The following is a 26101-nucleotide window of genomic DNA, read 5'->3' on the forward strand; positions in this document are numbered from 1 at the left end:
GGTCCGCCGGACGGGCCCGTCCGGCGCTTGAGGACGGAACCCTCACCCCCGTGGGCGGCCGCCCCGGACCGCCGTCGGCCGCCCACCCCTGCCCTGCCCGCGCCGCGACCGCACGGTCCTGACCACGAGCAGGAGCGCCGAGCCCGCGCACAGCACCGCCGTGATCAGCAGCCAGTTGCCGAGGAACACGTCGGGGGACAGCCCGCTGTAGGGCTCGTACCGCACCGCGTGCCGGGTGATCAGTGGCCACCACATCAGCAGGAGCAGGCCGGAGAGGAAGGCCGGTACGCGGATGTGGTTGACCAGCCCGGTACGGGGTCCGAGCGAACGCCGTACGACCAGGTCGGCCGACGCGTACAACGGCAGCAGCACCAGATCGTGCAGGAGCGCGGAGCCGATGAACCACACCACGATCGCGAACGTGTCGCCCGCCAGCAGCCGCACGCCCGCATAGCCCGCGAGGGCGAACGTCGCGGCCAGCAGGAGGAGATGCAGCGGCCCTTCCCCGTACCAACGCCGCAGAAAGTCCCGAGGACTCACCCTGTTCACAGCTCTCCGAACGTCAGCCGGGCCACCCATTTGGTGTTGAGCACACCGGGGGCCGCCGGGACGATGATCCGCGCCGGGTATCCGTGATCGAGCGACAGTTCCTCGCCGTTGACCTGCAACGCCAGCAGCGAGCGCGGGTCGCGCACCTGGTTGTCACGGAGCGCCACCTTCCGGAACGCCCCACGGCGCTGGACGGACTCCACCAGCACCCCAGGCGGCCGGTCCCGATACCCCGCGAGTACCGCCAGATCGCTCAGCCGCACTCCGCGCCACCACTGGTCCGACGTCGCCCAGCCCTCCACGCACGCGATCGGCAGCGCCGCACTGTACTGGTCCATGGCCAGCAGCTGTTCCCGGCTGAGCCGGATCTCCCCGGCGGGCCCGCCGACGGTGAGCCGCCAGCCCTTCCCCGTATCGGCCGCCGTCACTCCGACGGCCGCGGCCGTCTTGTTGATCTGGAAGCCGTTCGGCCCCGGGCCGGGTTCGGCCACGCCGCGCGGAGTGAGGAGGGCCATCTGCCGCGCCGGCCCGTCGAAACTCCGGCCCGCCGACGTGATCAGCAGCAACAGCGACCCACCGCCCACCATGGCGAGCGCGCCGCGCCGGGAGACGGTCGGCGCGGCGGGGGCGGGCGAGGCCAGTTCATCCACCTCGCCCGGCGCGGAGCCCTCCAGCCGGCCGCCCCGCAACACCCGTACGGCCCGCGGCAGCTTCAGCCCGGTGTGGGCGAGGAACGCGGCGAAGAACACCCACGCCCCGTAGAAGTGCAGCGGGTAGAACGACCCCGGAAACAGGTACTCCAGCTGGATGTTGAGCAGCCCGGTGATGAACTCGAACAATGCCCCGCCGACGAGCAGCAGCAGCGACACCCGCTCCAGCGCATGCCCCACCGACCGGGCCGGCGGCAGCGCGAAGAGCTTCGGGATCACCGACCAGAGCTTCGCCAGCAGCACCGGAACGAGGGCGATGCCCACCGTGACATGCAGCCCCTGCGTCAGCCGGTACAGCCAGTGCGGACCGGTCGGCCAGGCGAAGAGATAGAACCCCAGCAGGCCCTTGCCCGGCGTCTTGTCGTTGACCGGCGCAAGGTCCGGGTTGTACGCGGCGTACGACAGCAGACCGGTCACGAACAGCAGGGTGAGCCCGGCGAGCAGGACCAGCCCGAGCACCGCCGTGAACCGGACACCCCGCACCGGGCTGCGCCAGAACCCGGGCGAGGAGGGAAGCCGCTCCAGCAAGGCCGGGCGGGGGGAGCCTTTTCCGAAACGTCTGTCACCCATGTTCCGAAGCTATGTCCGGAACGCCCGACCGCAGGGCGTACGACTCCTGACGAATCTCTGACGTCACACCCCGGAGCGGGCAGCCGGAGCAAGATCTGACGGTCCGGTGACACGATCCTGTGGCATCACGCGTAGCCGTCCTGCTGTGCATAGCGTGCCTGCGTGAAGACCGAGGACCGCACAGAACGCCCCACCATGGACGGAACAGGTCGCCGCACCGGCCGCCGAAGCGACCTGATCGCCGCCGCCGCGGGCGTTCTGCTCGTCACCGCCGCCGTGCTCGTCGGCAGGTCGATCCAGGACGCCGACGGAAGCCTCTACGTCCACTGGCCACCTCTGCTGGCGTCCTGGTACCCGCACACCGGCCCCGGCACCCCGGCCGCCGTCGTCGTGGCAGCGGCCGTCGTCGCATACGGGCCACCGCTGGCCGACCGTATCCGCCGACGGGCGCTGCTCCCGGCCGCCTGGGCGGCGTCGCTCGCCTGGGTCCTCTCGCTGGCGCTGATCGACGGCTGGGGCCGGGGCATCGCCGAACGGCTCACGACCAAGCATGAATATCTGCAGGCCATCGACCGTTTCCAGAACATCGGTGCGGCCCTGCGCGGCTTCGACGACCACATCCTGCTCGGCTCCCCGGACAACTGGCCCACCCATGTCGCCGGGCATCCGCCGGGCGCCACGCTCACCTTCGTCCTGCTCGACCGCATCGGGCTCGGCGGCGGCGCCTGGGCCGGGGTCTGGTGCATCGTGGTGGGCAGCTCCGCCGTACCGGCCGCCCTGGTCGCGCTCCGTGCTCTGGCTGACGAGCGCCTCGCCCGCCGCGCCGCCCCGTTCCTGGTCCTCGCACCGGTCGCGGTGTGGACCGGCACCTCGGCGGACGCCTACTTCGCCGCCGTCGCCGCCTGGTCCGTGGCGCTCCTCGCCCTGGCCGCGACCCGTTCGGTCCGCCTCCCCCGCGCCGCCGCGTTCGCCTCCGGTCTGCTGTTCGGGCTGACCTGCTACCTCAGTTACGGTCTGACACTGATCGCGGTCCTGCTCCTGGCCGTCCTCGTCCTCGCCCGTACCGCCCGCCCCCTCCCCCTCTTCCTCGCCGGAGCGCTGGTCGTCCCGGTCCTCTTCACCTTGGCGGGCTACAACTGGTGGGAGGGCTACCGGCTGCTGGTCGAGCGCTACTACCAAGGGGCCGGCGGCTTCCGCCCGTACTCGTACTGGGTCTGGGCGAATCTCGCCTGCACCACGATCGCCGCGGGCCTCGCCACGGTCGCCGGACTCCGCCGCGCCGCGGCCGGTGCCCCCGGTGCCGTACGCGCCCTGCGCACCGGCACCACCTGTGCGTCCCAACGGCTGATTCTGCTCACCCTGATGGCGCTCCTGGCACTCCTGGCCGCCGACCTGTCCGGGATGAGCAAGGCGGAGACCGAACGCATCTGGCAGCCCTTCATCCTCTGGCTGCTGCCCGCCGCCGCCCTTCTGCCCACCGGCACCCGGCGCGGCTGGCTGACCGCGCAGGCCGTCGTCGCCCTGCTCGTCAACCACCTCCTGTGGACCGGGTGGTGACGGAGAAACCACCGTTGAACCGATCGCCCGCGGGGTACAGCTGCCCCGTGCCGAACTTCGAGATCACCACCGCAAGCGCCGACGACCTCACGACGCTGACCGAATGGGCCCACGCGGAGGGCTGGAACCCCGGCCTGACCGACCGTCACGCCTTCTTCGCCGCCGACCCGCGCGGCTTCCTGATCGGCCGGCTCGACGGCGAACCGGTCTCCTGCGTCTCCGTGGTCCGCTACGGCTCCGGCTTCGGGTTCCTGGGCTTCTACCTCACCCGCCCCGAACTGCGCGGCCGGGGCTACGGCATCCAGCTGTGGCGAGCCGGCATGGCACGGCTGGACGGGCGCAACGTCGGGCTGGACGGAGTGGTGGCCCAGCAGCCCAACTACCGCAGATCCGGGTTCCGTTCCGCATGGACGAACATGCGTTACGAGGGCCTGCCGACCGCCGCGCCGACCGCCCCGCCCGGCACCGCTCTCGTCGATGCCCGCACCCTCCCCTTCGGTCAACTGGCCTCGTACGACCGCCGCTTCTTCCCCGCCGACCGCGACAGCTTCCTCGCACCGTGGATCGCCGGGCCCGCACGCACCTCGCTGGCCGCCGTCCGCGACGGGGAGCTGCGGGGCCTCGCCGTGATCCGCCCCTGCCGCACGTCGTCCCGCATCGGTCCCGTGTACGCGGAGTCGCCCGAGGTGGCGGGCGTCCTGGTCGGCGCACTCGCGGCCACCGACCCCGGCACCCCGGTGGCGATCGACGTACCCGACATCAACCCGGGCGCCGTGCGCCTCGCGGAACAGCTGGGCCTCACCCCGTCGTTCGAGACCGCCCGGATGTACACGGGCCCGACACCGGACGTCGACCACACCGGACTGTTCGGCATCACCAGCCTGGAGCTGGGCTGACGGGGTGCCTTCACCGGCGGGTCGCCCTCTCGGAAGCGGCGCGGGGGCGGGTGCGTGAGGCCAGTACCGCTATGTCGTCCTCCGCACCCGGTCCGAACCGTTCGAGGACCTCGTCCAGCAGGTCCTCCAGGCTCCCGCCCGCGGGCAGGGTCAGTTCCCTGAGGCGGCCGACCGAGACGTCTATGTCCTCGCCGCGCCGCTCCACCAGGCCGTCGGTGTACATGAACAGCACCGTGCCCGGCCCGAACTCCACCGATACCGTCCGGTACCCGCCGAACCCGGTGCCGAGCGGCGGCCCCACCGGTACCTCGTCGCACAACCGGGTTCCCGCCTCCCCCGGATCGATCAGCACCGGCGGCAGATGCCCGGCGCTCGCCACATCGCACACCCCGCAGAACCGGTCGACGACAACCAGCAGACAGGTCGCCGCCCGGTCCAGTCCGGACCGTTCGACCATCCGGTCCAGCTGTTCCAGGATGCGGTGCGGCGGCAGATCGTCGTCGGCGAACATCCGCAGCAGCGAGCGGTAGTGGCTCATGGCGACCGCCGCCTCCACCCCGTGGCCCATCACATCGCCCATCGCCTTCAGATGCCGCCCGTCCCGCAGCGGGATGACGTCGAACCAGTCACCGCCGACCATCACGCTCCGGTCGGCCGGCAGATAGCGGGTGGCGATCTCGATGTGCGGGTGTGGCGGGCGCGGCTCGGACAACAGGGAGCGTTGCAGCTCCAGGGCGATGGTGTGCTCGTGGCCGTACCGGCGGGCGTGGTCGAGATCGACGGCGGCCCGGCCCGCGAGTTCCCGGGCGACCACCACGTCCTCGTCCGTGAAGACCGGTGAGTCCCCCGCCCGGATCAGGCCGAGGACGCCGAGCGGACGGCCGCGTACGGCGACGGGCACGATGACCACCGAATGCATCCCCAGGGCACGGTAGGCGGCGACCCGCTCGGGGGCGGGGGCGGAGCGGGCGAGCTCTTCGTCGGTCGTGTGGTTCTCCACGACCGGCTGGTTGGCCGCCAGACAGCGCTGTACGGCCGCACCCTCCTGGTAGTCGACGTACTCACCGGTCAGTCCGAACCCCGGCAGCTCGTCGCGCAGCCGGGCCACCGCCGTCAGCGCGGCCCTGCGCAGTCGCAGCACACCGGCGGGCGCGGGGCGCACCGGTGCGGCGACGTCGGGCGGGAACACCTCGACCGTGGCGAGGTCCGCCAGCCCCGGCACGACGAGGTCGACGAGCTCCGCACAGGTGGTGTCCATGTCGAGCGTGGTGCCGATCCGGGCCGCCGCGGTGTCGAGCATGGTCAGATGCCGCCGGGCCTGTTCCAGCTCGCGCCGCCCCTTGTCCGAGGCCATGACCTCCATCACGATCCCCGCCACGCCCACGATCCGCCCGCCGACCTCCAGCCGGTGGTACGCCCCGTGCCAGTACCGCCGGACCGAGCCCGCCGCAGAGGCGGTGACTCCGCTGGACGTGATCTCGCGGGGCTTCCCGTCGGCGAGCACGGCCCGCATCATGTCCTCGCCCGCGTCGACTCCCGGGAGGACCTCGGAGACGGTGCGACCGAGGTGTTCGGCGGCCGGAATGCCGTTGAGCCGTTCGAGGGCCGGGTTGACGTACAGGTAGCGCAGCCCCGTGTCGAGCACGCCCACACCGGCCATGGTGCCGTCGACCAGGGCAGCCGCCAGGGCCGTGGGGTCGAACGGCACCACGCTGTCGGCGTACGCATCGGCCTGCACGTCAACCTCCTGGGACGGACACGGACGTCCCGCTGCCCGGCATTCAATCGTCGGCCGCCCGTGCCCTCCGCGCATCCGCACCGGGTCCCGTCATGTCCTCTTTCGCCGGACGGGGCCCGCCTTCCCCCTCGGTGCGCGTGCGGCCCGCCGGTCCCCTCCGCGGCTTCCCGCGGGGCATCAGGAGCCCCCGAGGCCGGCCCCGAGGCCGTCCACCCGGGGCAGGGCACCACCCGGCCGCGGCCGACGCACTCCGCAGCCTCGCGGAACGCGGCCGACCGGACATCCTCGACCTCGAAGCAGCGATCATTCAGCTGTACGCGCTACGGGTCCTCCCTCACATGGTCTTCGGCTCGTACGGAACAGCCACCGACGACGCCACCACCGACCGTCCGATCACAAGCGGCGTCGACATGTTCCCGGGCCACTACGCCCCCGGGGACTCAGGTGAGCGGGTGCGATGTCCGCCCGGACGCCTCGTCGATCTCGTCGTGCGCCTTCGTCAGCATCTTCATCGCCAGCTCATTGAGTGCTCTGGCTCCAGCGATCTCCTCGCCGACCCTCGGCTGATCCTTGTCGGAGGGGTGACGGCTCGCATATCCATGGGCCCGCACCTCGTTCCCGTCCGGAAGCCGCACCAGGGCGGCCGCACGGGTGCGGTGGGAGTCCTCCTCGAATTCCATGTCCACGTGCCACCCGACAGTTGTCTTCGTCATGACGATCACCTCCCTACCAGGGTGCGCCCGTAACCCCGCCCCTGCACCACGACACCTCCCCCGCCGCCCGCTATAGGCTCCGCGTCATGAGCGTCGACGTAGAGATCGTCAACGAAGCGACTGGGGAGATCGTGGCCGCCTTCGCCCGGCTGCTGCCCCAACTGTCCTCGACCGCCCGTCCGCTGGATCACGAGGCGGTCGACCGGCTGGTGCGGTGCGAGACGAATACAGTGCTCGTCGCTCGCGCCGCGGGCAGCATCGTCGGAACGCTGACGCTGCTTCTGCTTCCCGTGCCGACCGGGCTGCGGGCCCGCATCGAAGACGTCGTGGTCGACACCGAAGCGCGCGGGCAGGGGATCGCGGCCCTGCTGACGCAGGAGGCGCTGACGCTGGCCCGGGAGGCGGGTGCGCGGACCGTCGACCTCACCTCCCGGCCGGACCGCGCCGCCGCGAACCGGCTGTACGAGCGTCTGGGCTTCCGGGCGCGGGAGTCGACGGTCTACCGATACCCGATGGACGGCCCGGAGCCGCGCCCGGTCCGGGCGTAGTCCGGCCGGTCGAGGTCCAGCCGGTCGAGGTCGAGGGTTCCGTGCGTCGCCGGAGCGTCCGACGGGAGCCGGAGTGCGGTCGCAACGGCCTCGGGGAGCGCGGCCGGGTCCAGCAGGCCGGTGGCGATCCATGTCGTCAGCGCGTGCCAGGTACGGGCGCGTCGGAGCATCGCGTGGTCGCTGCGCCGGATCGCGACCAGACAGGTGTGGGCACCGGCGCGGCGGGCGCGGCCGGTGAAGGCCTGGGATGCCCGGGGGCTCGTGATGCGGTCGCGGGTGCTGTGCAGCAGGACGACATCGCGGCCGCCGAGTTGGGCGACCGGATCGTCGGCCGGACACCACGGGGCGAGGCCGACCACCCCGCGTACCAGCGGATGACCGGCAGCGCGGAGGGCGGCGCGGGCGCCCATCGAGTGGCCGACCAGGACCACCGGGATCTCGCCGGCCTCGCGGCGCAGGGCGTCGAGGGCGGCCACGACGTCGTGGAAGGGGTCCTCGCGGGGGCCGTTCCAGCCGCGGTGCGTGTAGCGGGCAGTGCGTACGAGAACGTCCGTTGCGCCGTCGCCCGTCGCCGCGGCGATGGCCCGCGCGAACGGGCGCATCCGCAGGGCGGGGAGGTTCAGCGGGCCGGGCGGGGGCGGGCCCAGGCCCGTTTCCGCGCCGCCGTGCAGCAGTAACACGGCCGCGGACGGGCGGACGGCGGACGGCGGTTCTGTCATGCGTGCCTCCTGGCGCGGGAGCCGGACCCGTAACGAGCATGCTGTACGGAACACTTCCGCAGCACCGGACCACGGAGGAAACGACATGGGATCGTCACCACACATCGGCAGTACCGTCCAGGACTTCACGCTGCCGGGTGGTGCGCTCACCGGCGAGACGTTCGAGCGCCGCGACTACACCCTCTCCGCCGCACGCGGCCGTGCCGTGGTCCTCGCGTTCTATCCGGGCGACAACACGACCGTGTGCACCAAGCAGCTCTGCTCGTACTCCTCGGGCATGGAGACCTTCGGCGAGCTCGACGCGGAGGTCTGGGGAATCAGTCCACAGGGTGTGGACAGCCATGAGTCGTTCGCCCGCGCCCACGGGCTGCGGATGCCGCTGCTCGCGGACACCGGACGGGAGATCGCCCGGGCGTACGGTGTCGCGGCGCCCGGGATCGGGGTGCGCCGCGCGGTCTTCCTCATCGGGCCGGACGGCGTACTGCGCTGGAAGCATGTCGCCCTGCTCGGAGCCACGTTCCAGTCACTGGACACGCTGGCCGAACACCTGTCCGGCATCAAAAACGCGTAAAAGATTGCCGGAACCCGGCAGTATCCGTTGCCGGGTATGTATGGGATCATCCAGCCAGTTCGACGGAAATGTTCGGGGGAGTCATGTTCGGGGGATTTCGGAGATCGGGGAGGTGATCACGTGACCTTGTTTCTCGGTCTCGGCATTGCGGGAATCGTTCTGCTCGCCCTGTCCCTGATCTTCGACGGCATCCTCGAAGGTCTCTTCGGAGGTGTACTGGACGGCCTCTTCGACGGCCTCCTGTCCCTCCCCGTCATCGCCGGATTCCTCTCGATGCTCGGCTTCGGCGGCGCGATCGTGCTCGGCACCACCGGCGCCGGCACGGTCGCCGCAACCGCCGCCGGAGTGCTGGCCGGGGTCGTCGCGGCCTGGCTGACCTGGAAGTTCAGCCGGGCCCTGATGCGGGACCAGACCAGCGTCACACCGCGCGGCGACGATCTCGTCGGCTCGTCCGGGTCGGTCGTCACAGCCATCCCGGCCGACGGTTACGGCGAGGTCCTGCTGCAACTCGCTGGCCAGACAGTGAAGTTGGCGGCCAAGAGCCCGGTGCCGGTCGCACGCGGCACCGAGATCTGGGTGGAGTCCGCACTGTCGGCCACCTCGGTCGCGGTCCGCCCCGTCGAGCGCTGACCACCGCCCGAGCCGATACACCGCCCGAAATCAAGCTGCCGTCCCCGCAGGGAGGCAGGGGGGACACCCTTATGAGCCCAGTCGTGACCGCAGTCATAGGAGTCGTCGTACTCCTGGTACTGCTCGCCCTCGTCGTCATCACCCGCTACAAGGTCGCCGGGCCCAGCGAGGCGTTCATCATCACGGGACGCCGCGGCAAGAAGTCGACCGACCCGGTGACCGGCCGTACCAGCATCGACAACAGCGGCCAGAAGGTCGTCGTCGGCGGCGGAGTCTTCGTCGTCCCGTTCGTCCAGCAGAAGTTCACCCTGGACCTGTCCAGCCGGCACATCCCGGTGGCCGTGCGCGGAGCGGTCACCCTGCGCGGTGTGAAGTCCCACCTCGAAGGCGTCGCGATCGTCAAGGTCGGCGGCAACGAGGAAGCGATCCGGGCCGCGGCCCAGCGATTCCTGCAGCAACAGGACGGCATCGTCGGCTTCACCCAGGAAGTGCTCTCCGGCGCACTGCGCGCCATCGTGGGCCGGATGTCGGTCGAGGACATCATCCGCGACCGTGCCGCGTTCGCCGGCCAGGTCGCGGAGGAGGCCGAGGCCAGCCTCTCCGGGCAGGGCCTGATCCTTGATGCCTTCCAGATCCAGGACATCACCACCGAGGGCTCCTACCTCGAAGACCTCGGCCGCCCCGAGGCCGCCCGCGCCAAGCAGGAGGCGGACATCGCGGAGGCGATCGCCAAGCGCGCCTCCGAGCAGGCCCGGCTCAAGGCCGCCGAGGAGATCGCGATCGCCGAACGGACCTTCTACCTCAAGCAGGCCGAGATCAAGGCCGAGACGGAAGCCGCCGCGGCCAAGGCCAACGCGGCGGGCCCGCTCGCCGAGGCGGCCCGCCAGCAGGAAGTCCTCGCAGAGCAGGAGAAGGTCGCCCAGCGCCAGGCCGCACTGACCGACCGCGAACTCGACACCAAGGTCCGCAAGCCCGCCGACGCCGCCCGCTACCAGGCCGAGCAGGAAGCCGAGGCTCGCCGGATCGCCCAGGTCAAGGAGGCCGAGGCGGACGCCGAGCGGTCCCGGCTGACCGGTCAGGGCGAGAAGCTGCACCGCTCGGCCCTCGCCGACGCCGTGCGCATCGAGGGCGAGGCGGAAGCCGCGGCCATCGCGGCAAAGGGCGCGGCCGAGGCCGAGGCCATGCAGAAGAAGGCGGACGCCTTCGCCCGGTACGGCGACGCGGCCGTGCTCCAGATGCTGGTCGAGGTGCTGCCGCACGTCGTCGCCAAGGCGTCCGAGCCGCTGAGCGCCATCGACAAGATGACCGTGATCTCGACGGATGGCGCGAGCCAACTGTCGCGTACGGTCACGGACAACGTCGCCCAGGGCATGGAACTCCTCAGCTCCACCACGGGAGTCGACCTGGCGGCGCTGCTGAAGAACCTCAAGGGCGGTACGGCTGCCGCGACTTCCGCCGATCTGCCCGACCGGGCACCGGACGCGTCCCCCGCCGCATCCGCCAACGGGAAGATCGAGATCACCGACTGATCCGGCCCGCACCACGCCCGTGCCCGGCCGGCACCGCACCGGCCGGGCACGCGCACGTCCGGACCGGTGGAGCCCGGCGTCAGTCCGCCAGATCCACCCGCACCGTCAGCAGGTTCGTGCCCAGGGCCCGCACCACGGCGCTGTTGTAGCGCGGCAGCCTCCTGAGCCGGGCGCGGGCGTCGTCCTCGGGAAGGAGGTGGGCGGTGCCGGTGTGCCACTGGCCCTTGATGCGGACCCGGACCCGGGGGTCGGCCTGGATATTGCGTACGTACTGCGACTTCTCGCCGTACTCCGAGACCAGCCAGAACTCCTGGCCGACGCGGCTGCCGCCGACCGGGGTGCGGCGCGGGAGGCCGGAGGTGCGGCCCGTCGTCTCCAGGAGGGCCTGCGACCGCGACTGTCTGGCGAGCGGGTTGACGACATGCCGCTGGAACGACGTGACCGCCCGGAACTTGAGCTCTCGGCTGCGCGACATTCTCGGTCCTTCCGCCGGTTGCTGCGGTCGTCGCCCGGAGGCGGCCTCGGCGACACACCGGTCCGGGTGAGTTTAGTCATGGGCCCGCCCCACGCCCGTACGCCGGAGACGGCGGGAGCCTCCGGATAAGGTAATGCGTAGCTAAAGAGATCACCAAGTACGTCAATATGCCGCCGTACCTCTCGGGAGGAAGCCATGGGAACCCACCGCACCACGCTGCCCGGAGTCGGTGTGCAGTACGACTACACGACCGAGTCGGGACAGCACATTTCCGTCGTCGTCCACCACGACGGGCGGCGGTTCATCGGCTTCTACGACCAGGACGATCCTGATTCGTGCCGGCTCTCGGTACCCCTGACACCGCAGGAGGCCACCGGTCTCGCGCACCTCATCGACGCCGCGCCGATCGACGCGGTACGGACCGAGGGCATCGACCTCGTCACCGAGCACATACCGCTCGGGACGCGCTCTCCGTACGGCGGGCGGCTGCTCGGGGACACCCGGGCGCGGACGCGGACGGGAGCCTCGATCGTGGCCGTGCTGCGGACGCACAGTGCGCATCCGTCGCCCGGACCGGACTTCCGGCTGGCCATCGGGGACACGCTCGTTGTCGTGGGTACGCGTGAGGGCGTCGACGCGCTCTCCGAGATCATTGCGGAGGGCTGACCGTGCACGACACGACCGCGCTGCTGGTGGAGCTCGGCTCCGTCATTCTGGGCCTCGGAATCATCGGGCGGCTCGCCGGACGAATAGGGCTCTCACCGATCCCGCTCTATCTGCTGGCGGGGCTCGCCTTCGGCGAGGGCGGGCTGCTGCCGCTCGGAGCCAGTGAGGAATTCACCGCCGTCGGCGCCGAGATCGGCGTCATTCTGCTGCTGCTCCTGCTCGGTCTCGAGTACAGCGCCTCGGAGCTGGTGACCAGCCTCAAGACGCAATATCCTTCCGGCGCCGTGGACTTCGTACTCAACGCGACCCCGGGCGCGGTGGCGGCGCTGCTGCTCGGGTGGGGGCCCGTGGGAGCCGTCGCACTGGCCGGTGTCACCTGGATCTCGTCGTCCGGGGTCATCGCGAAGGTGCTCACCGATCTGGGGCGGCTGGGGAACCGGGAGACGCCCGTCATCCTCGGTGTTCTGGTCATCGAGGACCTGTCGATGGCCGTCTATCTGCCGCTGCTCACCGCGATGCTCGCGGGCGTGGGATTCGCCGGGGGCAGCATCGCGCTGCTCATCGCACTCGGCACCGTCGGGTTCGTGCTCTATCTGGCACTGCGGCACGGGCGGCTCATCAGCCGGGCCGTGTCCTCCGACAATCCGGAGATGCTGCTCCTGGTCGTGCTCGGGCTGACCGTCCTGGTGGCCGGCGTGGCACAGGAGCTGCAGGTCTCCGCGGCCGTCGGGGCGTTCCTGGTCGGTATCGCGCTCTCGGGCGAGGTCGCCGAGGGGGCGCGCAAGCTGCTGACGCCGCTGCGGGATCTGTTCGCCGCCGTCTTCTTCGTGTTCTTCGGACTTTCCACCGATCCGGCCGAGATTCCGCCGGTACTGCTTCCGGCGGCACTGCTGGCCGTCGTCACCGTCCTCACCAAGATCGGCACCGGGTGGTACGCGGCCCGGCGGGCCGGGATCGGTTCGCGCGGGCGGTGGCGGGCCGGCGGAACGCTCGTCGCACGTGGCGAGTTCTCCATCGTCATCGCCGGCCTGGCCGTGGCGACCGAGCCCCGTATCGGGCCCATCGCCACCGCGTACGTCCTCATCCTCGTCATCGTCGGACCGCTCACCGCCCGCTGGACCCAGCCGGTCGCGACCCGGATCCAGGCGTGGCGGGACCGGAACGGCAAGGACGGGACAGGGGCCGGCGAAATTCCCGTGGCCCGTCCGGCGCCCGCCGCGCAGGAGGAGTTCGTCTCCTCCGCCGACTGAGGTCAGACGTCGTGGTGGGCGGGGATGTCGGACGTCCAGCCCAGCGGGTACCCGTCCGAGCCGTCCCCCGGCACGGGCGGTTCGCCGCCCGCCACGGTGAACGCGGTCAGCGCGTCGACCAGGGCGGTGCGCTGCTCCGGTGCGAGGCGTTCGACGATCGCGGTGATCTCCCGGCGGCGGCCCGCCGTGACGTCCTCGACCAGCCGGCGGCCCTCGGGGGTCACCCGCAGCACCGTCTCACGGCGGTTGGCGGGGTTCACCTCCCGCTCCGCGAGACCGGCGGCGATCAACCGGTCCAGCATGCGCATCGCGGTCGACGGGTTCACCCCGAGCCGCTCGGCGAGCGTCACCAGCTTGGCATTCCTGTTCGTGGACAGCACGACAAGGAGCCGGAACTGGGGCAGCGTCACTCTGTCCTGCACCGCCGTCAGTGACCGTGCGGAGACGGCGACGAGCAGCCTGGAAGCCGTCAGTACCGCGCGCGTCACCTCGTCGACGTCATCGTCCGCGCCCCGGTCCGGGGCTCGGTCCTCACGTGGTTGTTCGTGCGCGGCCATGCCTCTTTGTACCGTGCCCGCCGGTGGTACCCGAATCGGTACGCGCCCCGCGCGCCGGGCACTGGCACAAACATTTGGACTATGCAACGTTTGCATAGTGATATATCAGCCTTCCGGTCCCTCCGAGCCGCACCGCCCGCCATGGAATCCGGCGCCGACAGGAGCGCGGACGGCTGCCGGCCCGCCCGCCAGGCGATCCGGTCTCCTTCGTACGGCTCATAGCGGGGTCGCCGCGTGCAGAATCCGCACCAGCGTCACCGTCGCGTTGAGCGACGAGAGCGCCGAGACCGCGGTGCCCGCGGTCGCGACAAGAGCCGCCAGGGCGGCATGGGCGGACGACGGGGGCCACAGCCGGGCCTGCGGAACCGGGGCGAGCAGCGCCGCCACCCGGCGCGGTACGGGGCCCGCCGCCGCAGCGGAGCTCGCGAAGGCGGCGAAGCCGACCGAGGCGTCCGGGGCCCGGTGCGAGAAGAGCGCCGCCTTGCCGACCGCGACCGCCACCACACGCCGGTCGCCGACCGCACGTGCGGCCTCCTCGTCCGCCCATCGTTCGGTGCTGAACGCAACCGCCGTGCGCAACGGCAGCAGGAACGGGTGGGCACGCGACGCGAGTTGGGCGGCCAGCAGATAACGGTGGTGCCGTGCGGCCAGATGGGCCCGCTCATGGGCGATCAGGGCCACGCGCTCACGGGCGTCCAGACACCGGGTCATCGCGGTCGAGACGACGACCCGGCCCGGATTGCCGGGCAGTGCATAGGCATACGGCTCCGGGTCCGGGAGCACGGCGACATCGCCCGAGATGACGGAAGGGGCGGCGGACAGGGCGCGGCCGGCACGGATGCGCAGCCGCACATGGCGGTACACCGTCCACCCACACGCCCCGATCACCGCGGCCAGCACGCCGATCGCGGCGATGCCCGCGTTCACCTCGTACGGCACCGCGTCCCGCACCTGGGGGTCCGACCAGCTGTCCGGCAGTGGATTGCCCGGGAGCTGGGCCGTACCGACCACCACCAGCAGGCCCAGGCACAGCGTGCTGCACAGGGCGAGCAGCGTCCCGACGACGGCGAGCAGCCGGGTCGCGCTGCGGGGGTGCAGATGCTGTTCGGCGAGGCGTGCGATCGGCAGGGCGATCAGCGGCAGCACGAGCGGCAGGCAGACGAAGACACCCATCGGACCGCTATCGGCCTTCCGTGTCAGGGTGGTCGTCCGGGGCAGCCGCGCGGGCCAGGAGCGCGCGCAGCCGTTCCTCGTCACCGGGGGACAGGGCCGAGATGAAGCGGGCGAGCACGGCGTCCCGGTCCCGTTCGCCGTCCAGTACGCGGCGCATCCGAAGGGCCGCGAGACCGGCCTCGTCGGAGGCGGACGTCCAGGTGTAGGAGCGGCCCTCGCGGGACCTGGTCACGGCGTTCTTCGCGTAGAGGCGGGAGAGGATCGTGATGACGGTGGTGTACGCCAGGTCGCCGTCGAGGTGTTCCTGCACCCAGCCGGCCGTCGCCGGGCCGTTCGCCGAGTGCAGTACGGCGAGAACCTGGGCCTCCAGTTCGCCCTGCCCGCGCCTGCGGAGCCGCCGGCTGTCGGGGCGTGCGGGACCGGGGTTCACGGCGTCGGGCACTTCCTCGTGGGGCGGCTCGTTGTCCGGGTGGTGGCCGGGCCTGGCCGAGTCCATCTGGGGTCCGCCCTTCTGCGATACCGCGTCAGCCGCGGCGTCGCAGCATCCTACTTACCGATGTTTCCGGGACACAGCGGGCGCCCGTCCTGCTAACTTCTACACGTCTGTAGAGTTGGAATTCATTCCGGCAACACAACGCAACGCAACGTATGGAGACGTCATGGCACTGTGGGATCGGATCAAGGAATCCGCTTCGTCGATGCAGTCGCAGCTGGAAGCGAAGAAGAACGACCTGAAGAGCGGCGCGTTCCGTGACGCGAGCATGGCCATGTGTGCCCTGGTCGCGGCGGCCGACGGTTCCATCGATCCATCGGAACGCCAGCGTGTCGCCTCGCTGATCGCCTCCAACGAAGTTCTGCAGAACTTCCCGGCGGACGATCTGCAGCGCCGCTTCAACGACTACGTGAACAAGCTCACCGCCGACTTCGCCTTCGGCAAGGTCAGCGTGCTCCAGGAGATCGGCAAGGCGAAGAAGAAGCCTGCCGAGGCTCGTGCCGTCATCCAGATCGGCATCGTCATCGGCGGCGCCGACGGCGACTTCGACAAGTCGGAGCAGGCCGTCGTCCGGGAGGCGTGCTTCGCGCTCGACCTCCCGCCGCACGAGTTCGACCTCTGAGCCTCCCCCTGCCCGACGGACCGGATCCGCCCGGTCCCGTCCCCAAGGCGCCGGATCAACCGCGGGCCGACCGACCACCGGCCCGTGCCCGGCGGGCCGGGGGCGTGCTACTCCCCCGATGCACACCTCCGGCCACTCCCTTCCGAGACCCCGCTCCCCGCAGCACGCATCAGCATCGCGTCACGGGTGCGGGGTCTCGCGTCACGTGCGCGTCAGGGCCGTGCCGTCGCCCCTCACGTACGGGCATAACGTGAGGGGTGCAGCACGCATGCACCCGGGCCCGTCGAGGAGGCACACCATGTCCGACCGCAACGGAACGGACGACCCCGAACCTCTTGAACCCGGCCCGGCCGGAACGCTCTTCGTCCCCGTCCGGCCGGGACCGGCCGCTTGCCCCACCGGATGGACGACACGGTTCTTCTGTACGCCGCTGGGCGACCGCACAGCCGTCGGTTTCACCTCCGCACACCGGCTCGCCGCCACCCTGGGCGACGGTCAGCCCTGGATCAGGCTCTCCGAACCGGCCCTGCGCGCGCTCGGCCTGCCGCTCGGTGTCACCGCCCTCACCGTCGATCCCCAACTGACCGCGCAGGCCCCCGGACGGGCCGTCACCCCCGCGGCCGGGGTCCGCCGGCTCAGCCCGTATCCGAGGTCCGGGCCCACCGCCGCCACCCGCTGCGGGCGTTGACGAAGAGGCGGGAAGGCCACGGGTCCCGCGGACGAGGCCACGGACCCCGCAGGGGGGACGTCGGTGCGGGCCGGATCACACCTCCTTGGCCGGCCAGTCCAGCAGCCGGGCGCCGATGACCGCTGTCTGCAGGGTGTAGCGGTGCACCGGGTCCGACGGATCGGAACCGGTCAACTGATGGATGCGCTCCAGCCGGTACGTGAGCGCCCGCACACTCAGCGACAGCCGGCGGGCCGTCTCGGCGGACACACAGCCCGCGTCGAAGTAGACGGTGAGCGTCTTCAGGAGGGGTTCGGCACCGCCGCGCGCCTGCTGAAGGGGACCCAGCTGACTGCGCACCAGATCGGCCATCGCCTGCCGGTCCCGGGTCAGCACCGGGTAGACCAGCAGGTCGGCGGCGTACAGCACCGGATCGTCCAGATCCATCCGTTCCGCGAGATCGAGTGCGTCGAGCGCCTCGTCGTAGGACTGGACGACGCCCCCGGGGCCCCGGTGCGGACGGCCGATCGCAACCCGGCCGCCGTCCGTCGCCGCGTGCGACTGCTTGGCGAAATACCGCAGGACATCGGGCTGGCTGCCGGGGGCGATACAGACCAGCCGCCCGTCCTTCGTCGTGATCAGGATCTTCCGGCCGCTGAAGCGCGTGAGCAGCGCCGCCTCGACCGCGCGCGGCACGGAGTCGGTCTCCGTGTACGCCTCCGGGCCCGTCGCCACCGCGACCGCGTGGGCGCGCGAGAGGCGCAGCCCGAACCGGGTGGCCCGCTCGGCGAGCCGGCCCAGATCGCTGCGCCCGTACAGCAGATCGTCGATGAACTCGCGGCGTGCCGCCTCCTCGCGCCGGACGGTGAGCCGCTGGGCCCGCTCGAAACCCTCGGCGAAGGCATCGACGGCCTGCTCGACCGCGGCCAGCACGGAGTCGGTGGACGCGTCATCGGCGAAGGCGGCCTGCGGCCAGGCGGTGCGGGTCGCCGCGAGATGGAGGCCGACCAGGGCGCGCAACTGGAATCCGGCCTCGGCCGCCTCCCGGCCCAGGAGCCGGCGGGTGTCCAGCTCGTCCCGGGTCAACCGGCGCCCGGTGGCGGCGACATCGGCCAGAATGCGGGCATAGTTCCCCAGATACTCGTCGGGAATCTCCGGCTCCGGCACGCGCACTCCTCAAGTCCTTACGTGACGTTGACACTCAGCCAACGCATACCGGCCGGTGCTGGTGCCCGGCATCAAGGACGTACAAAGATTGCCGGACTCCGGCAGTGCGTCACACGGCCCCGAGTGACACGATCGATCAGCACCAACCGGGGGAACACGGGGGATACGGGGGAAGACCCGGCTGCTGCGGCACCGCTCTCCGCGGTACCGCAGCACCGGGATCACCACCGGACCGCCCGCAAGGAACAGGGGGCGGACCGATGCAGGAGTTCCTGAGTGCTGCGACCGCCTTTCCCGCCGTGCTGTTCGGCGCCGCGCTGGGCGTCGTCGTCTTCTTCTGGCTCCTCGTGCTGGCCGGTGCGGCCGACCACCATTCCTTCGACGGGGACCTCGACACCGGCATGGCCGGGATCGGCGGGGTGCCGGTCACCGTCTCGGTGTCCGTGATGGTCGTCGTCGGCTGGTTCACGAGCCTGACCGGCACGGTCCTGCTGCACCGCAGCGGTGCCACCGGCATCACCCGCGCGTGGCTCGCCTGTGCGGTGTTCTCCGGGTCGCTGCTGATCGCCTGGTCCGTGATGCGGGTGCTGGTACGCCTGGTGCGCCGGCGATTCCCGGACGAGCCTCCTCCGTCGCGGCAGGACTTCCTCGGCCGGGTCTGCACGATCCGTACCGGTTCCGTCAGCGCCGACTTCGGTCAGGCCGAGGTCGCGGCGGCCGACGGTTCCACCGCGATCGTCCAGGTCAGGCTGCTCGGCCCGGCGGACGACGCGGTTCTCACCTCGGGCAGTGCGGGGCTTCTGTACGCGTACGACGACGAGGGCGAGTTCTTCTGGGTCTCGCCGTACGACAAGGCGCTGGACCCGGGACCACCGAAGCCGCGCACGAACCCGCGCCCGGGTAACGGCCCGGATGCGCGCCGGACACCGCGTCGCTCCGGCTGACCGTCCCGCCCGTCGCAGTCGTATCGCCGAATCCGTCCGGCCGCCCGCCCGTCCGGGCGCAATCCTCAGACCTCTCCACCTTCCTCACCAGCCGCCAAGGACTGTCATGGATGCCATCACCCTGGGCTTCGGTGTGCTCGTAGCCGTTGTCCTGCTCATCGCCGTCGCCCTGCTTCTCGTCATCAGCCGGCTCTTCCGCAAGGTGGAACAGGGCAAGGCTCTGATCATCTCCAAGACCAAGAAGGTCGATGTCACCTTCACCGGGGCCGTCGTCCTGCCGGTGCTGCACAAGGCCGAGTACATGGACATCTCGGTGAAGACCATCGAGATCCGGCGCACCGGGCGCGAGGGCCTGATCTGCCAGGACAACATCCGCGCCGACATCCACATCAACTTCTTCGTACGTGTCAACAAGACCGTCGAGGACGTCATCAAGGTCGCCCAGTCCATCGGTACGGAGCGGGCCAGCGACAAGGTCGCGATCCAGGAGTTCTTCGCCGCGAAGTTCGCCGAGGCGCTCAAGACCGTGGGCAAGCAGCTGGACTTCGTCGATCTGTACACCAAGCGCGAGGAGTTCCGGGACCGGATCATCCGGGTCATCGGTACGGACCTCAACGGCTACCACCTCGACGACGCCGCGATCGACTTCCTTGAGCAGACGCCCATGACGCAGCTCGACGGCGCCAACATCCTCGACGCACAGGGCATCAGGAAGATCACCGAGCTGACCGCGATCGAGCACGTACGCACCAACGAGTACCAGCGCACCGAGCAGAAGGAGATCACCCGGCAGAACGTCGACGCCCGCGAGACCATTCTGGAGCTGGAGCGCCGGCAGGCCGAGGCCGAGATCAAGCAGCGCCGCGAGGTCGAGACGCTGCGGGCCCGTGAGGAGTCCGCGACCGCCCGGGTCCAGGAGGAGGAACGGCTCGGCGCGCAGACCGCGTTCATCCGTACCGAGGAGCAGCTCGGCATCCAGCGCGAGAACCAGGCCCGGGAGATCGCCGTCGCGCAGAAGAACCGTGAGCGCGTCATCGCCGTGGAGAACGAGCGCATCGAGAAGGACCGGCTGATCGAGGTCATCGGGCGCGAGCGGCAGACCGAACTCGACCGGATCGCCGCGACGAAGGAGGTCGAGGCCGAGCGCCGCGAGGTCGCCGATGTGATCCGCGAGCGGATCGCCGTGGACCGTACGGTCGCCGAGCAGGAGGAGTCCATCAAGACGCTGCGGGCCGTCGAGGAGTCGGAGCGCACCCGGAGGTCGGTCGTCATCGCCGCCGAGGCGGAGGCCCAGGAGAAGCTGGTCAAGGACATCAAGGCCGCGGAGGCCGCGGAGGCCGCGGCCACCCACCTGGCCGCCGAGCAGCTGACGCTCGCCGAGGCCCGGCTGAAGACCGCGGACCTGGACGCCCAGGCGAAGCTGCGGCTTGCCGAGGGCATCCAGGCGGAGTCCGCGGCGCCCGGACTCGCCGAAATCCAGGTACGCGAAGCGGAGGCCGACGTCATCGAGAAGGCCGGTCTCGCCGAGGCCGAGGCCACGTCCGCCCGTCTCAAGGCCGAGGCGGAGGGGTCCAGGCTCAAGGCGCTCGCGGCAGCGGAGGGTACGCAGGCCCAGGCGACGGCCGACGCGGCGATGATCGGCGAGAAGCTGAAGGCCGAGGCGGCGGGGCTCACCGAGAAGGCGGCCGCGATGGCGGCGCTGGACGACGCGTCGCGCGGGCACGAGGAGTACCGGCTGCGGCTCGCCGCGGAGAAGGAGATCCGGCTGGCCGGTCTCGATGTGCAGCGGCAGGTCGCCGAGGCGCAGGCGACGGTACTGGCGACGGGTCTGGAGAACGCCGACATCGACATCGTCGGCGGGGAGTCGGTCTTCTTCGACCGGCTCGTCTCCTCCATCTCGATGGGCAAGAGCTTCGACGGGTTCGTCGAGAACTCGGACACGGCGAAGGCGCTTGCGGGGCCGTGGCTGAACGGCACGTCGTCGTTCACGGACGATCTGACGCGGGTGCTGGGGTCGGTGTCGACGGGAGACATGCAGAACCTGACGGTCTCGGCGCTGCTGATGCGGATGATGCGGGCGCCGGGGGCGGGGGTCGCACCGGGACAGGTGCAGCAGCTGCTGGCCGCAGCAAAGGAGTTGGGGCTGGCGGATGTGCCGGTGTCCGCGGTGGCGGGGGCGTCCGACGTACCCGCTTCGCGGAACGGGTCGCCGGTCGCATAGAGCGGACCTCGATCGCCGGACGGGCAGGAAGGATCGAGCCCGTCGAGGGGGTCCCCCCATGCCCTTAAGGCTATGGGGGAGGTCGAGGACACGGCCCGGCAGCGGGACACAGCCGCACCACACACCTCGTAGCTCGTAGGGAGAGCCGTACGAATGGAAACCGACACCACGACCGCACCGCCCGCCGGCGGCCCCGTGGACGCGGGGACGTACGACGTGCTGCGCCGCAGGCTGACCGCCCGGGCCGCCGATCTCGCGAACCGCGCCGAGGCGCTCAACGCGCGGCGCACAGAGGAGTTCGGGTCGACCGAGCTCCGGCTCACCGGCACCGAGCAGATCCGTACCGAGCAGCCATCCGTACCCCGCGACCTGGTGGCCGTGGGCGGCCGGCTGCTGTTCGGGTTCGAACGGGGCCCGGGAGCGGCGGAAGCCGCCGGGGTCGGCGACGTACTCGCTTTGTACGGACCCGAGTTGGAGGCGGCACCCCACGGCGGAGGCGGTCTGCTCGAGGACGAGGCCTTCGTACGCGAATTCACCGCCCTGCACCGTTACTACCGCGACGCCCGACTCCTGCGGCTGCGCCGCGTGGACGGCAGGCTGCTCGCCGTCTTCCGTACCGGCGAGAGCGCCGACGGCATCCGCGTACTGCGCTGGGCGCTCGCCCCGGACGGTTCGCCCGGCGCTTTCCTCGACGCGCGCGGCGACCGCGATCACGTCTTCCCTCCGTCGCACGACTTCACCTGGACCGTCGCGGGCCGCGAGGCCCACGTCCTCGGCCGGCACCCGCACATCGCCGTGGGCAAGGACAGCGACGGCGTCGGCACGGACGCCGTCCTCTTCGTCGACACACTCGGCGGCACCCTCACCGTCAAGACGGTCAACGACACCGACACCCCCGACGGGATCTACGAGGAGCCGGTCACCGAACCCCTCCAGTCACTCGCCGACGCGGATGTCGAGCATGCCGTGATCGGCCCGCTGGTCCTGCTCCGCGTCCGCCCGTACAACGAGGAGTCCTGGCGGTATCTGGTCCACAACACACTCCTCGGCACGGTTCTGCGTCTGGACCTCATCGGGCCCGCCTGCCACCGGCTCCCGGAGGACCAGGGGATCATCTTCCCCGGCGGCTACTACCTCACCACCGGCACCGCCAAGACCTTCGACATCGCCGAACCGCTCACCGACCCGGTCTTCGAGGGCGCGGTCCGCTCGCCGAACGGCGAGGACGTCCTGTACGTCTTCCGCTCCCCCGACGACGGCCGCAGCCTGCTCCTGCCCTACAACCTGATCCGGCAGGAGGTCGCCACTCCCCTCCAGGGCCGCGGCCACGCCCTGCTCGACGACGGCACGCTCGTCCTCCTGCGAGGTACCGCCACGGGCGACGAGCCGGCCCGGGTCCACCCGCTGCAGCGCTGGCGGACCCCGTACGTCTCCGACACCTACGCCGCCTCCCGGCCCGCCGGGACCGGTCCGCTCTCCCGGATCGGCAACGCCGATCTCGTGCGCGGCATCTCCGACTGCCTCGCGCTCGCGCACAGCGCCGCCGAGACGACACCGACCGCCGCCGTGTACGCACAGCTGGTCGCGGACTGCACCCGCGCCACCGACCGCTATCACTGGCTGTCCGACTCCGAACTCGGCGAACTGGCAGCCCCGTTGGCGGAGCTGCGGGCCACCGCCCAGCAGGTCCTCACCGAGTTCGACACGGTGCAGGAGCTGACCCGGCAGGCCGCCGAGGCGCTCACCGAGACGGCCGACCGGCTCACCGCACTCGTCCGCCGCATCCGTGGCGAGGCCCCGCGCTCGGCCGCCGCCTGGGTCACCCAGCTCACCGAACTCCGCCGTGTCCAGGGCCATTTGGTGACACTCGCCGAGATGCGGTACGCGGACACCGAGCGGATCGACGCGCTGACCGCCGACACGGCAGCCGACATCGACGCGGCGGACCGGCGTGCCGTCGCGTTCCTCGGCCGGGACGACGCGTTCGTCGGCTACCACGAGGACATTGCGCACCTGGCCGCCGAGGCGTCCGCGCTCACCACCGTCGCGGACGCCTCGGCGCTCGGTGACCGGCTGACGGAGATGACGGACGGCCTGAGCACCGTCACGGATGTCGTCGCCGGGCTCGACATCGGTGACGCGACGGTCCGTACGTCGATCCTGGAACGGATCGCGGAGGTCCTCGGCGGGGTGAACCGGGCCCGCGCCACCCTCGACGCCCGCCGTCGCGAACTCCTGGACCACGAGGGCCGCGCAGAGTTCGCCGCCGAGTTCGCACTGCTCGGGCAGGCCGTCGCGGGGGCGCTGGCCGCCGCGGACACCCCGGACGCCTGTGACGAACAACTGGCCAGGCTGCTGCTCCAGCTGGAGAACCTGGAGTCGCGGTTCGCGGAGTTCGACGACTTCCTCGCCGAGCTGGCCGGGCGGCGGACGGAAGTGTACGAGGCGTTCTCGGCCCGTAGGCAGACGTTGCAGGACGCCCGCGCCCGGCGGGCGGAGCGGCTGGCGGGTTCGGCGGCCCGGGTCCTCGACACGGTGTCCCGGCGGCTGGCCGCCCTGCCCGACCTGGACGCCGTCCACACCTACTTCGCCTCCGACCCGATGGTCGCCAAGGTCCGCCGCACCGCGGACGAACTGCGGGAACTCGGCGACCCGGTGCGCGCCGAGGAGCTGGACGGCCAGCTGCTGGCCGCCCGCCAGGAGGCCGGGCGGGCCCTGCGCGACCGCAGTGAGCTGTACGCGGACGGGGGCGCGACGATCCGTCTCGGCCGACACCGGTTCGCCGTGAACACCCAGCCCTTCGACCTGACGCTCGTCCCGCACGGGGACCGGCTCGCGTTCGCCCTCACCGGCACGGACTACCGGGCGCCGGTCACCGACCCGGTCTTCGAGGCGACCCGCCCGTACTGGGACCAGACGCTTCCCTCGGAGTCCCCCCACGTCTACCGGGCCGAGCATCTGGCCGCCCGGCTCCTGGACGAGCAGGGAGCCGACACTCTCGGCGCCCTGAACACTTCCGAACTGGCCGCAGTGGTACGGAAGTCGGCGGCATCCGCCTACGACGAGGGCTACCAGCGCGGTGTCCACGACGAGGACGCCACCGTCATCCTCACCACGCTGCTGAGGCTGCACGCCGGGGCCGGACTGCTGCGCTGCCCGCCCGCCGTACGAGCGGCGGCGCAACTGTTCTGGGCGTACGGGACGGACGAGGCCCGGCGCACCTCCTGGACCCGGCGGGCCCTCTCGCTGGCCCGCGCCCGTGAGACGTTCGGCCTCGCCCCGGCCATCGCCGGCCTTCAGGAGGAGTGGGCCGACGTCATCCGGGGCGACGATCCCCGGGCCGTCGCCGCGTACCTCTTCGAGGAGCTGACGAGCGGCCCGGCCGGTTTCGTCACGAGCGCCACCGCGCGCACGTTCCTGGACAAGTTCCGTCGCACGACGGGCTCTTCGGCGTACGACGAGGACCTCGCCGCACTCCACGACGACTTCAGTGCCCGGCGCCAACTGGTCGAGGGCTGGCTCGCCTCGTACGCCGCCGCGAGCGGTACGGAGATCGACGCGGGCGATCTCGCGGAGGCCGTCGCCGTGGAACTCTGCCCGGAGCCGGTGCTCACCCGGTACGAGTGCGAGGCACCGCTCACCGCGACCGTGGACGGCCTGCTCGGCACCCACCCGCGCATCGACCGTGGCCGGCTGACCGTCCGCCTCGATGAACTCCTCGCCCGCACCGACGGATTCCGCACCACCACCGTCCCCGGGTTCCGCGCCTACCAGCGCCTGCGCACCGAACTCGTGGCCGCCGAGCGTGCCCGGCTGCGGCTGGACGACCACCGGCCGCGCGTCATGTCGGCGTTCGTCCGCAACCGGCTCCTGGACGAGGTGTATCTGCCGTTGATCGGCGACAGCCTCGCCAAGCAGCTCGGCACCGCCGACGCCGACCGGCGCACCGACTCGCAGGGCCTGCTGCTGCTCGTGTCACCGCCCGGCTACGGCAAGACGACGCTCATGGAGTACGTCGCCGACCGGCTCGGCCTGGTCCTCGTCAGGATCAGCGGGCCGAACCTCGGCCACGACGTGACCTCCCTCGATCCGGCGCAGGCCCGCACCGCGACCGCCCGCCAGGAGATCGAGAAGATCAACTTCGCTCTGGAGACGGGCAACAACACCCTTCTCTACCTCGACGACATTCAGCACACCTCGCCCGAACTGCTCCAGAAATTCATTCCGCTCTGCGACGCCACCCGCCGTGTCGAAGGCGTACGGGCCGGCGAGCCGCGCAGCTACGACCTGCGGGGCAAACGGTTCGCGGTGTGCATGGCGGGCAATCCGTACACCGAGTCGGGGGCGCGGTTCCGTGTCCCCGACATGCTCGCCAACCGGGCCGACGTGTGGAATCTCGGCGAGGTGCTGAGCGGCCGCGAGGACGTCTTCGCGCTGAGCTTCGTCGAGAACGCGCTGACCGCCAACCCGGTGCTGGCCCCGCTCGCCGGGCGGTCCCGCGAAGATCTCGCCCTGTTCGTTCGGCTCGCTTCCGGCACGGACCGGGCCATCCGTACGGACCGGCTCGACCACCCGTACACGCCTGCCGAGGTGGACCGGATCGTCGCGGTCCTGCGTCATCTGCTGACCGCCCGGGACACGGTCCTGGCCGTGAACGCCGCGTACATCGCCTCGGCCGCGCAGACGGACGCGACGCGCACCGAGCCGCCGTTCCGGCTGCAGGGCTCGTACCGCAACATGAACAAGATCGCCGAGCGGATCGTGCCGGTGATGAACGATGCGGAGCTCCTCGCCGTCATCGACGACCACTACGCGGGCGAGGCCCAGACGCTGACCACGGACGCGGAGTCCAACCTGCTGAAACTCGCCGCGCTGCGCGGCCGTCTCACCGCCGAGCAGTCCGCGCGCTGGTCCGCGATCACCGCGTCCTACGTCCGTACCCAGGCGCTCGGCGCCCCGGACGGCGATCCCACCGCCAGAGCGGTCGCCGCACTGGGGCTGCTCGCGGACCGGATCGCGGCGGTCGAGTCGGCGATCGTCCGGGTCGCGGACCCGCGCCATCCGCCCGCAGGCCCGCAGGCCCGGCACGCGGCGCCGCCATCCGCCGTTCCGCGGGAAGATCACTGACCGGGCGGA

Annotated in this window: 23 protein-coding genes; 13 read left to right on the plus strand and 10 right to left on the minus strand. The window is 71.3% G+C overall.

Annotation, left to right across the window (positions count from 1 at the left end; genetic code table 11):
* Positions 1–42: 42 nt before the first annotated feature.
* Both GA0115254_RS44935 and GA0115254_RS35960 read right to left on the minus strand, forming a co-directional pair.
* Entirely contained in the window at positions 43–579 is a 537-nt protein-coding gene (locus GA0115254_RS44935) for a hypothetical protein (RefSeq protein ID WP_256102955.1), read from the minus strand.
* Positions 546–1829 (minus strand): molybdopterin-dependent oxidoreductase, encoded by a 1284-nt coding sequence (locus tag GA0115254_RS35960; RefSeq protein WP_093899450.1) that lies wholly within the window; start codon positions 1827–1829, stop codon positions 546–548. Before GA0115254_RS35960 ends, GA0115254_RS44935 begins: the two co-directional genes overlap by 34 nt.
* 162 nt (positions 1830–1991) lie before the next feature.
* Between GA0115254_RS35960 and GA0115254_RS35965 the strand changes: the two genes are divergently transcribed.
* Complete coding sequence (locus tag GA0115254_RS35965; protein WP_093899451.1) at positions 1992–3386, plus strand: hypothetical protein; 1395 nt, start codon at positions 1992–1994, stop codon at positions 3384–3386.
* A 47-nt stretch (positions 3387–3433) separates the two neighbouring features.
* Positions 3434–4282, plus strand: a complete 849-nt coding sequence (locus GA0115254_RS35970; protein WP_093899452.1) for a GNAT family N-acetyltransferase — start codon at positions 3434–3436, stop codon at positions 4280–4282.
* Between the two features lie 10 nt (positions 4283–4292).
* Here the strand turns inward: GA0115254_RS35970 and GA0115254_RS35975 are convergent, their stop codons facing one another.
* The gene (locus GA0115254_RS35975) at positions 4293–6020 is read right to left on the minus strand and encodes a SpoIIE family protein phosphatase (protein ID WP_256102956.1); all 1728 of its coding nucleotides are present in this window, start codon (positions 6018–6020) and stop codon (positions 4293–4295) included.
* 440 nt (positions 6021–6460) lie between these two features.
* Complete coding sequence (locus GA0115254_RS35985; RefSeq protein WP_093899496.1) at positions 6461–6733, minus strand: DUF1876 domain-containing protein; 273 nt, start codon at positions 6731–6733, stop codon at positions 6461–6463.
* Positions 6734–6819: 86 nt separating this feature from the next.
* Between GA0115254_RS35985 and GA0115254_RS35990 the strand changes: the two genes are divergently transcribed.
* Positions 6820–7281, plus strand: coding sequence for a GNAT family N-acetyltransferase (locus GA0115254_RS35990; RefSeq protein ID WP_093899454.1), 462 nt, complete (start codon positions 6820–6822; stop codon positions 7279–7281).
* On the opposite strand, the gene GA0115254_RS35995 is transcribed toward GA0115254_RS35990, so the two are convergent.
* Complete coding sequence (locus GA0115254_RS35995) at positions 7233–8000, minus strand: alpha/beta hydrolase (RefSeq protein ID WP_093899455.1); 768 nt, start codon at positions 7998–8000, stop codon at positions 7233–7235. The two genes, GA0115254_RS35990 and GA0115254_RS35995, sit on opposite strands and share 49 nt — an antisense overlap.
* A gap of 85 nt (positions 8001–8085) precedes the next feature.
* Between GA0115254_RS35995 and GA0115254_RS36000 the strand changes: the two genes are divergently transcribed.
* The 3 genes from GA0115254_RS36000 (at position 8086) to GA0115254_RS36010 (ending at position 10730) form a co-directional block, all read left to right on the plus strand.
* A complete protein-coding gene (locus tag GA0115254_RS36000) occupies positions 8086–8571 on the plus strand; it encodes a peroxiredoxin family protein (protein ID WP_093899456.1) in 486 nt (161 codons plus the stop codon).
* 120 nt (positions 8572–8691) lie between these two features.
* Positions 8692–9201: a hypothetical protein gene (locus GA0115254_RS36005; RefSeq protein WP_093899457.1), complete on the plus strand. Its 510-nt coding sequence runs from the start codon at positions 8692–8694 to the stop codon at positions 9199–9201.
* 71 nt (positions 9202–9272) lie between these two features.
* A complete protein-coding gene (locus tag GA0115254_RS36010) occupies positions 9273–10730 on the plus strand; it encodes a flotillin family protein (RefSeq protein ID WP_093899458.1) in 1458 nt (485 codons plus the stop codon).
* Positions 10731–10809: 79 nt separating this feature from the next.
* Here the strand turns inward: GA0115254_RS36010 and GA0115254_RS36015 are convergent, their stop codons facing one another.
* Positions 10810–11205 carry a nitroreductase/quinone reductase family protein gene (locus GA0115254_RS36015; RefSeq protein WP_093899459.1) on the minus strand — a complete coding sequence of 132 codons (396 nt, stop codon included), beginning with the start codon at positions 11203–11205 and terminating at the stop codon, positions 10810–10812.
* Positions 11206–11400: 195 nt separating this feature from the next.
* Here GA0115254_RS36015 and GA0115254_RS36020 point away from each other — a divergent pair, with 195 nt between their 5' ends.
* The gene (locus GA0115254_RS36020) at positions 11401–11871 is read left to right on the plus strand and encodes a cation:proton antiporter regulatory subunit (RefSeq protein WP_073789085.1); all 471 of its coding nucleotides are present in this window, start codon (positions 11401–11403) and stop codon (positions 11869–11871) included.
* Between the two features lie 2 nt (positions 11872–11873).
* Positions 11874–13121, plus strand: a complete 1248-nt coding sequence (locus GA0115254_RS36025; protein WP_093899460.1) for a cation:proton antiporter — start codon at positions 11874–11876, stop codon at positions 13119–13121.
* Positions 13122–13123: 2 nt separating this feature from the next.
* On the opposite strand, the gene GA0115254_RS36030 is transcribed toward GA0115254_RS36025, so the two are convergent.
* The 3 genes from GA0115254_RS36030 to GA0115254_RS36040 form a co-directional block, all read right to left on the minus strand.
* Positions 13124–13678: a MarR family winged helix-turn-helix transcriptional regulator gene (locus GA0115254_RS36030; protein WP_093899461.1), complete on the minus strand. Its 555-nt coding sequence runs from the start codon at positions 13676–13678 to the stop codon at positions 13124–13126.
* Positions 13679–13894: 216 nt separating this feature from the next.
* Positions 13895–14851, minus strand: a complete 957-nt coding sequence (locus tag GA0115254_RS36035; RefSeq protein WP_093899462.1) for a M56 family metallopeptidase — start codon at positions 14849–14851, stop codon at positions 13895–13897.
* Positions 14852–14858: 7 nt separating this feature from the next.
* A complete protein-coding gene (locus tag GA0115254_RS36040) occupies positions 14859–15347 on the minus strand; it encodes a BlaI/MecI/CopY family transcriptional regulator (RefSeq protein ID WP_093899463.1) in 489 nt (162 codons plus the stop codon).
* Between the two features lie 163 nt (positions 15348–15510).
* Between GA0115254_RS36040 and GA0115254_RS36045 the strand changes: the two genes are divergently transcribed.
* Together GA0115254_RS36045 and GA0115254_RS36050 are read left to right on the plus strand one after the other, a co-directional pair.
* A complete protein-coding gene (locus tag GA0115254_RS36045; RefSeq protein WP_093899464.1) occupies positions 15511–15966 on the plus strand; it encodes a tellurite resistance TerB family protein in 456 nt (151 codons plus the stop codon).
* Positions 15967–16264: 298 nt separating this feature from the next.
* On the plus strand, positions 16265–16654 hold the full coding sequence (locus GA0115254_RS36050) for an SAV_915 family protein (RefSeq protein WP_093899465.1): 390 nt from the start codon (positions 16265–16267) through the stop codon (positions 16652–16654).
* Positions 16655–16729: 75 nt separating this feature from the next.
* Here the strand turns inward: GA0115254_RS36050 and GA0115254_RS36055 are convergent, their stop codons facing one another.
* The gene (locus tag GA0115254_RS36055) at positions 16730–17800 is read right to left on the minus strand and encodes a PucR family transcriptional regulator (protein ID WP_093899497.1); all 1071 of its coding nucleotides are present in this window, start codon (positions 17798–17800) and stop codon (positions 16730–16732) included.
* 260 nt (positions 17801–18060) lie between these two features.
* Here GA0115254_RS36055 and GA0115254_RS36060 point away from each other — a divergent pair, with 260 nt between their 5' ends.
* The 3 genes from GA0115254_RS36060 to GA0115254_RS36070 all read left to right on the plus strand — a co-directional run bounded on the left by GA0115254_RS36060 (position 18061) and on the right by GA0115254_RS36070 (position 26092).
* Complete coding sequence (locus tag GA0115254_RS36060) at positions 18061–18744, plus strand: hypothetical protein (RefSeq protein ID WP_093899466.1); 684 nt, start codon at positions 18061–18063, stop codon at positions 18742–18744.
* Between the two features lie 106 nt (positions 18745–18850).
* The gene (locus GA0115254_RS36065) at positions 18851–20965 is read left to right on the plus strand and encodes a flotillin family protein (RefSeq protein WP_093899467.1); all 2115 of its coding nucleotides are present in this window, start codon (positions 18851–18853) and stop codon (positions 20963–20965) included.
* 153 nt (positions 20966–21118) lie between these two features.
* On the plus strand, positions 21119–26092 hold the full coding sequence (locus GA0115254_RS36070) for a DNA repair ATPase (RefSeq protein WP_093899468.1): 4974 nt from the start codon (positions 21119–21121) through the stop codon (positions 26090–26092).
* Positions 26093–26101: the final 9 nt, after the last annotated feature.

It is taken from the genome of Streptomyces sp. Ncost-T10-10d (assembly GCF_900091955.1).
In the GTDB taxonomy this organism is placed as follows: domain Bacteria; phylum Actinomycetota; class Actinomycetes; order Streptomycetales; family Streptomycetaceae; genus Streptomyces.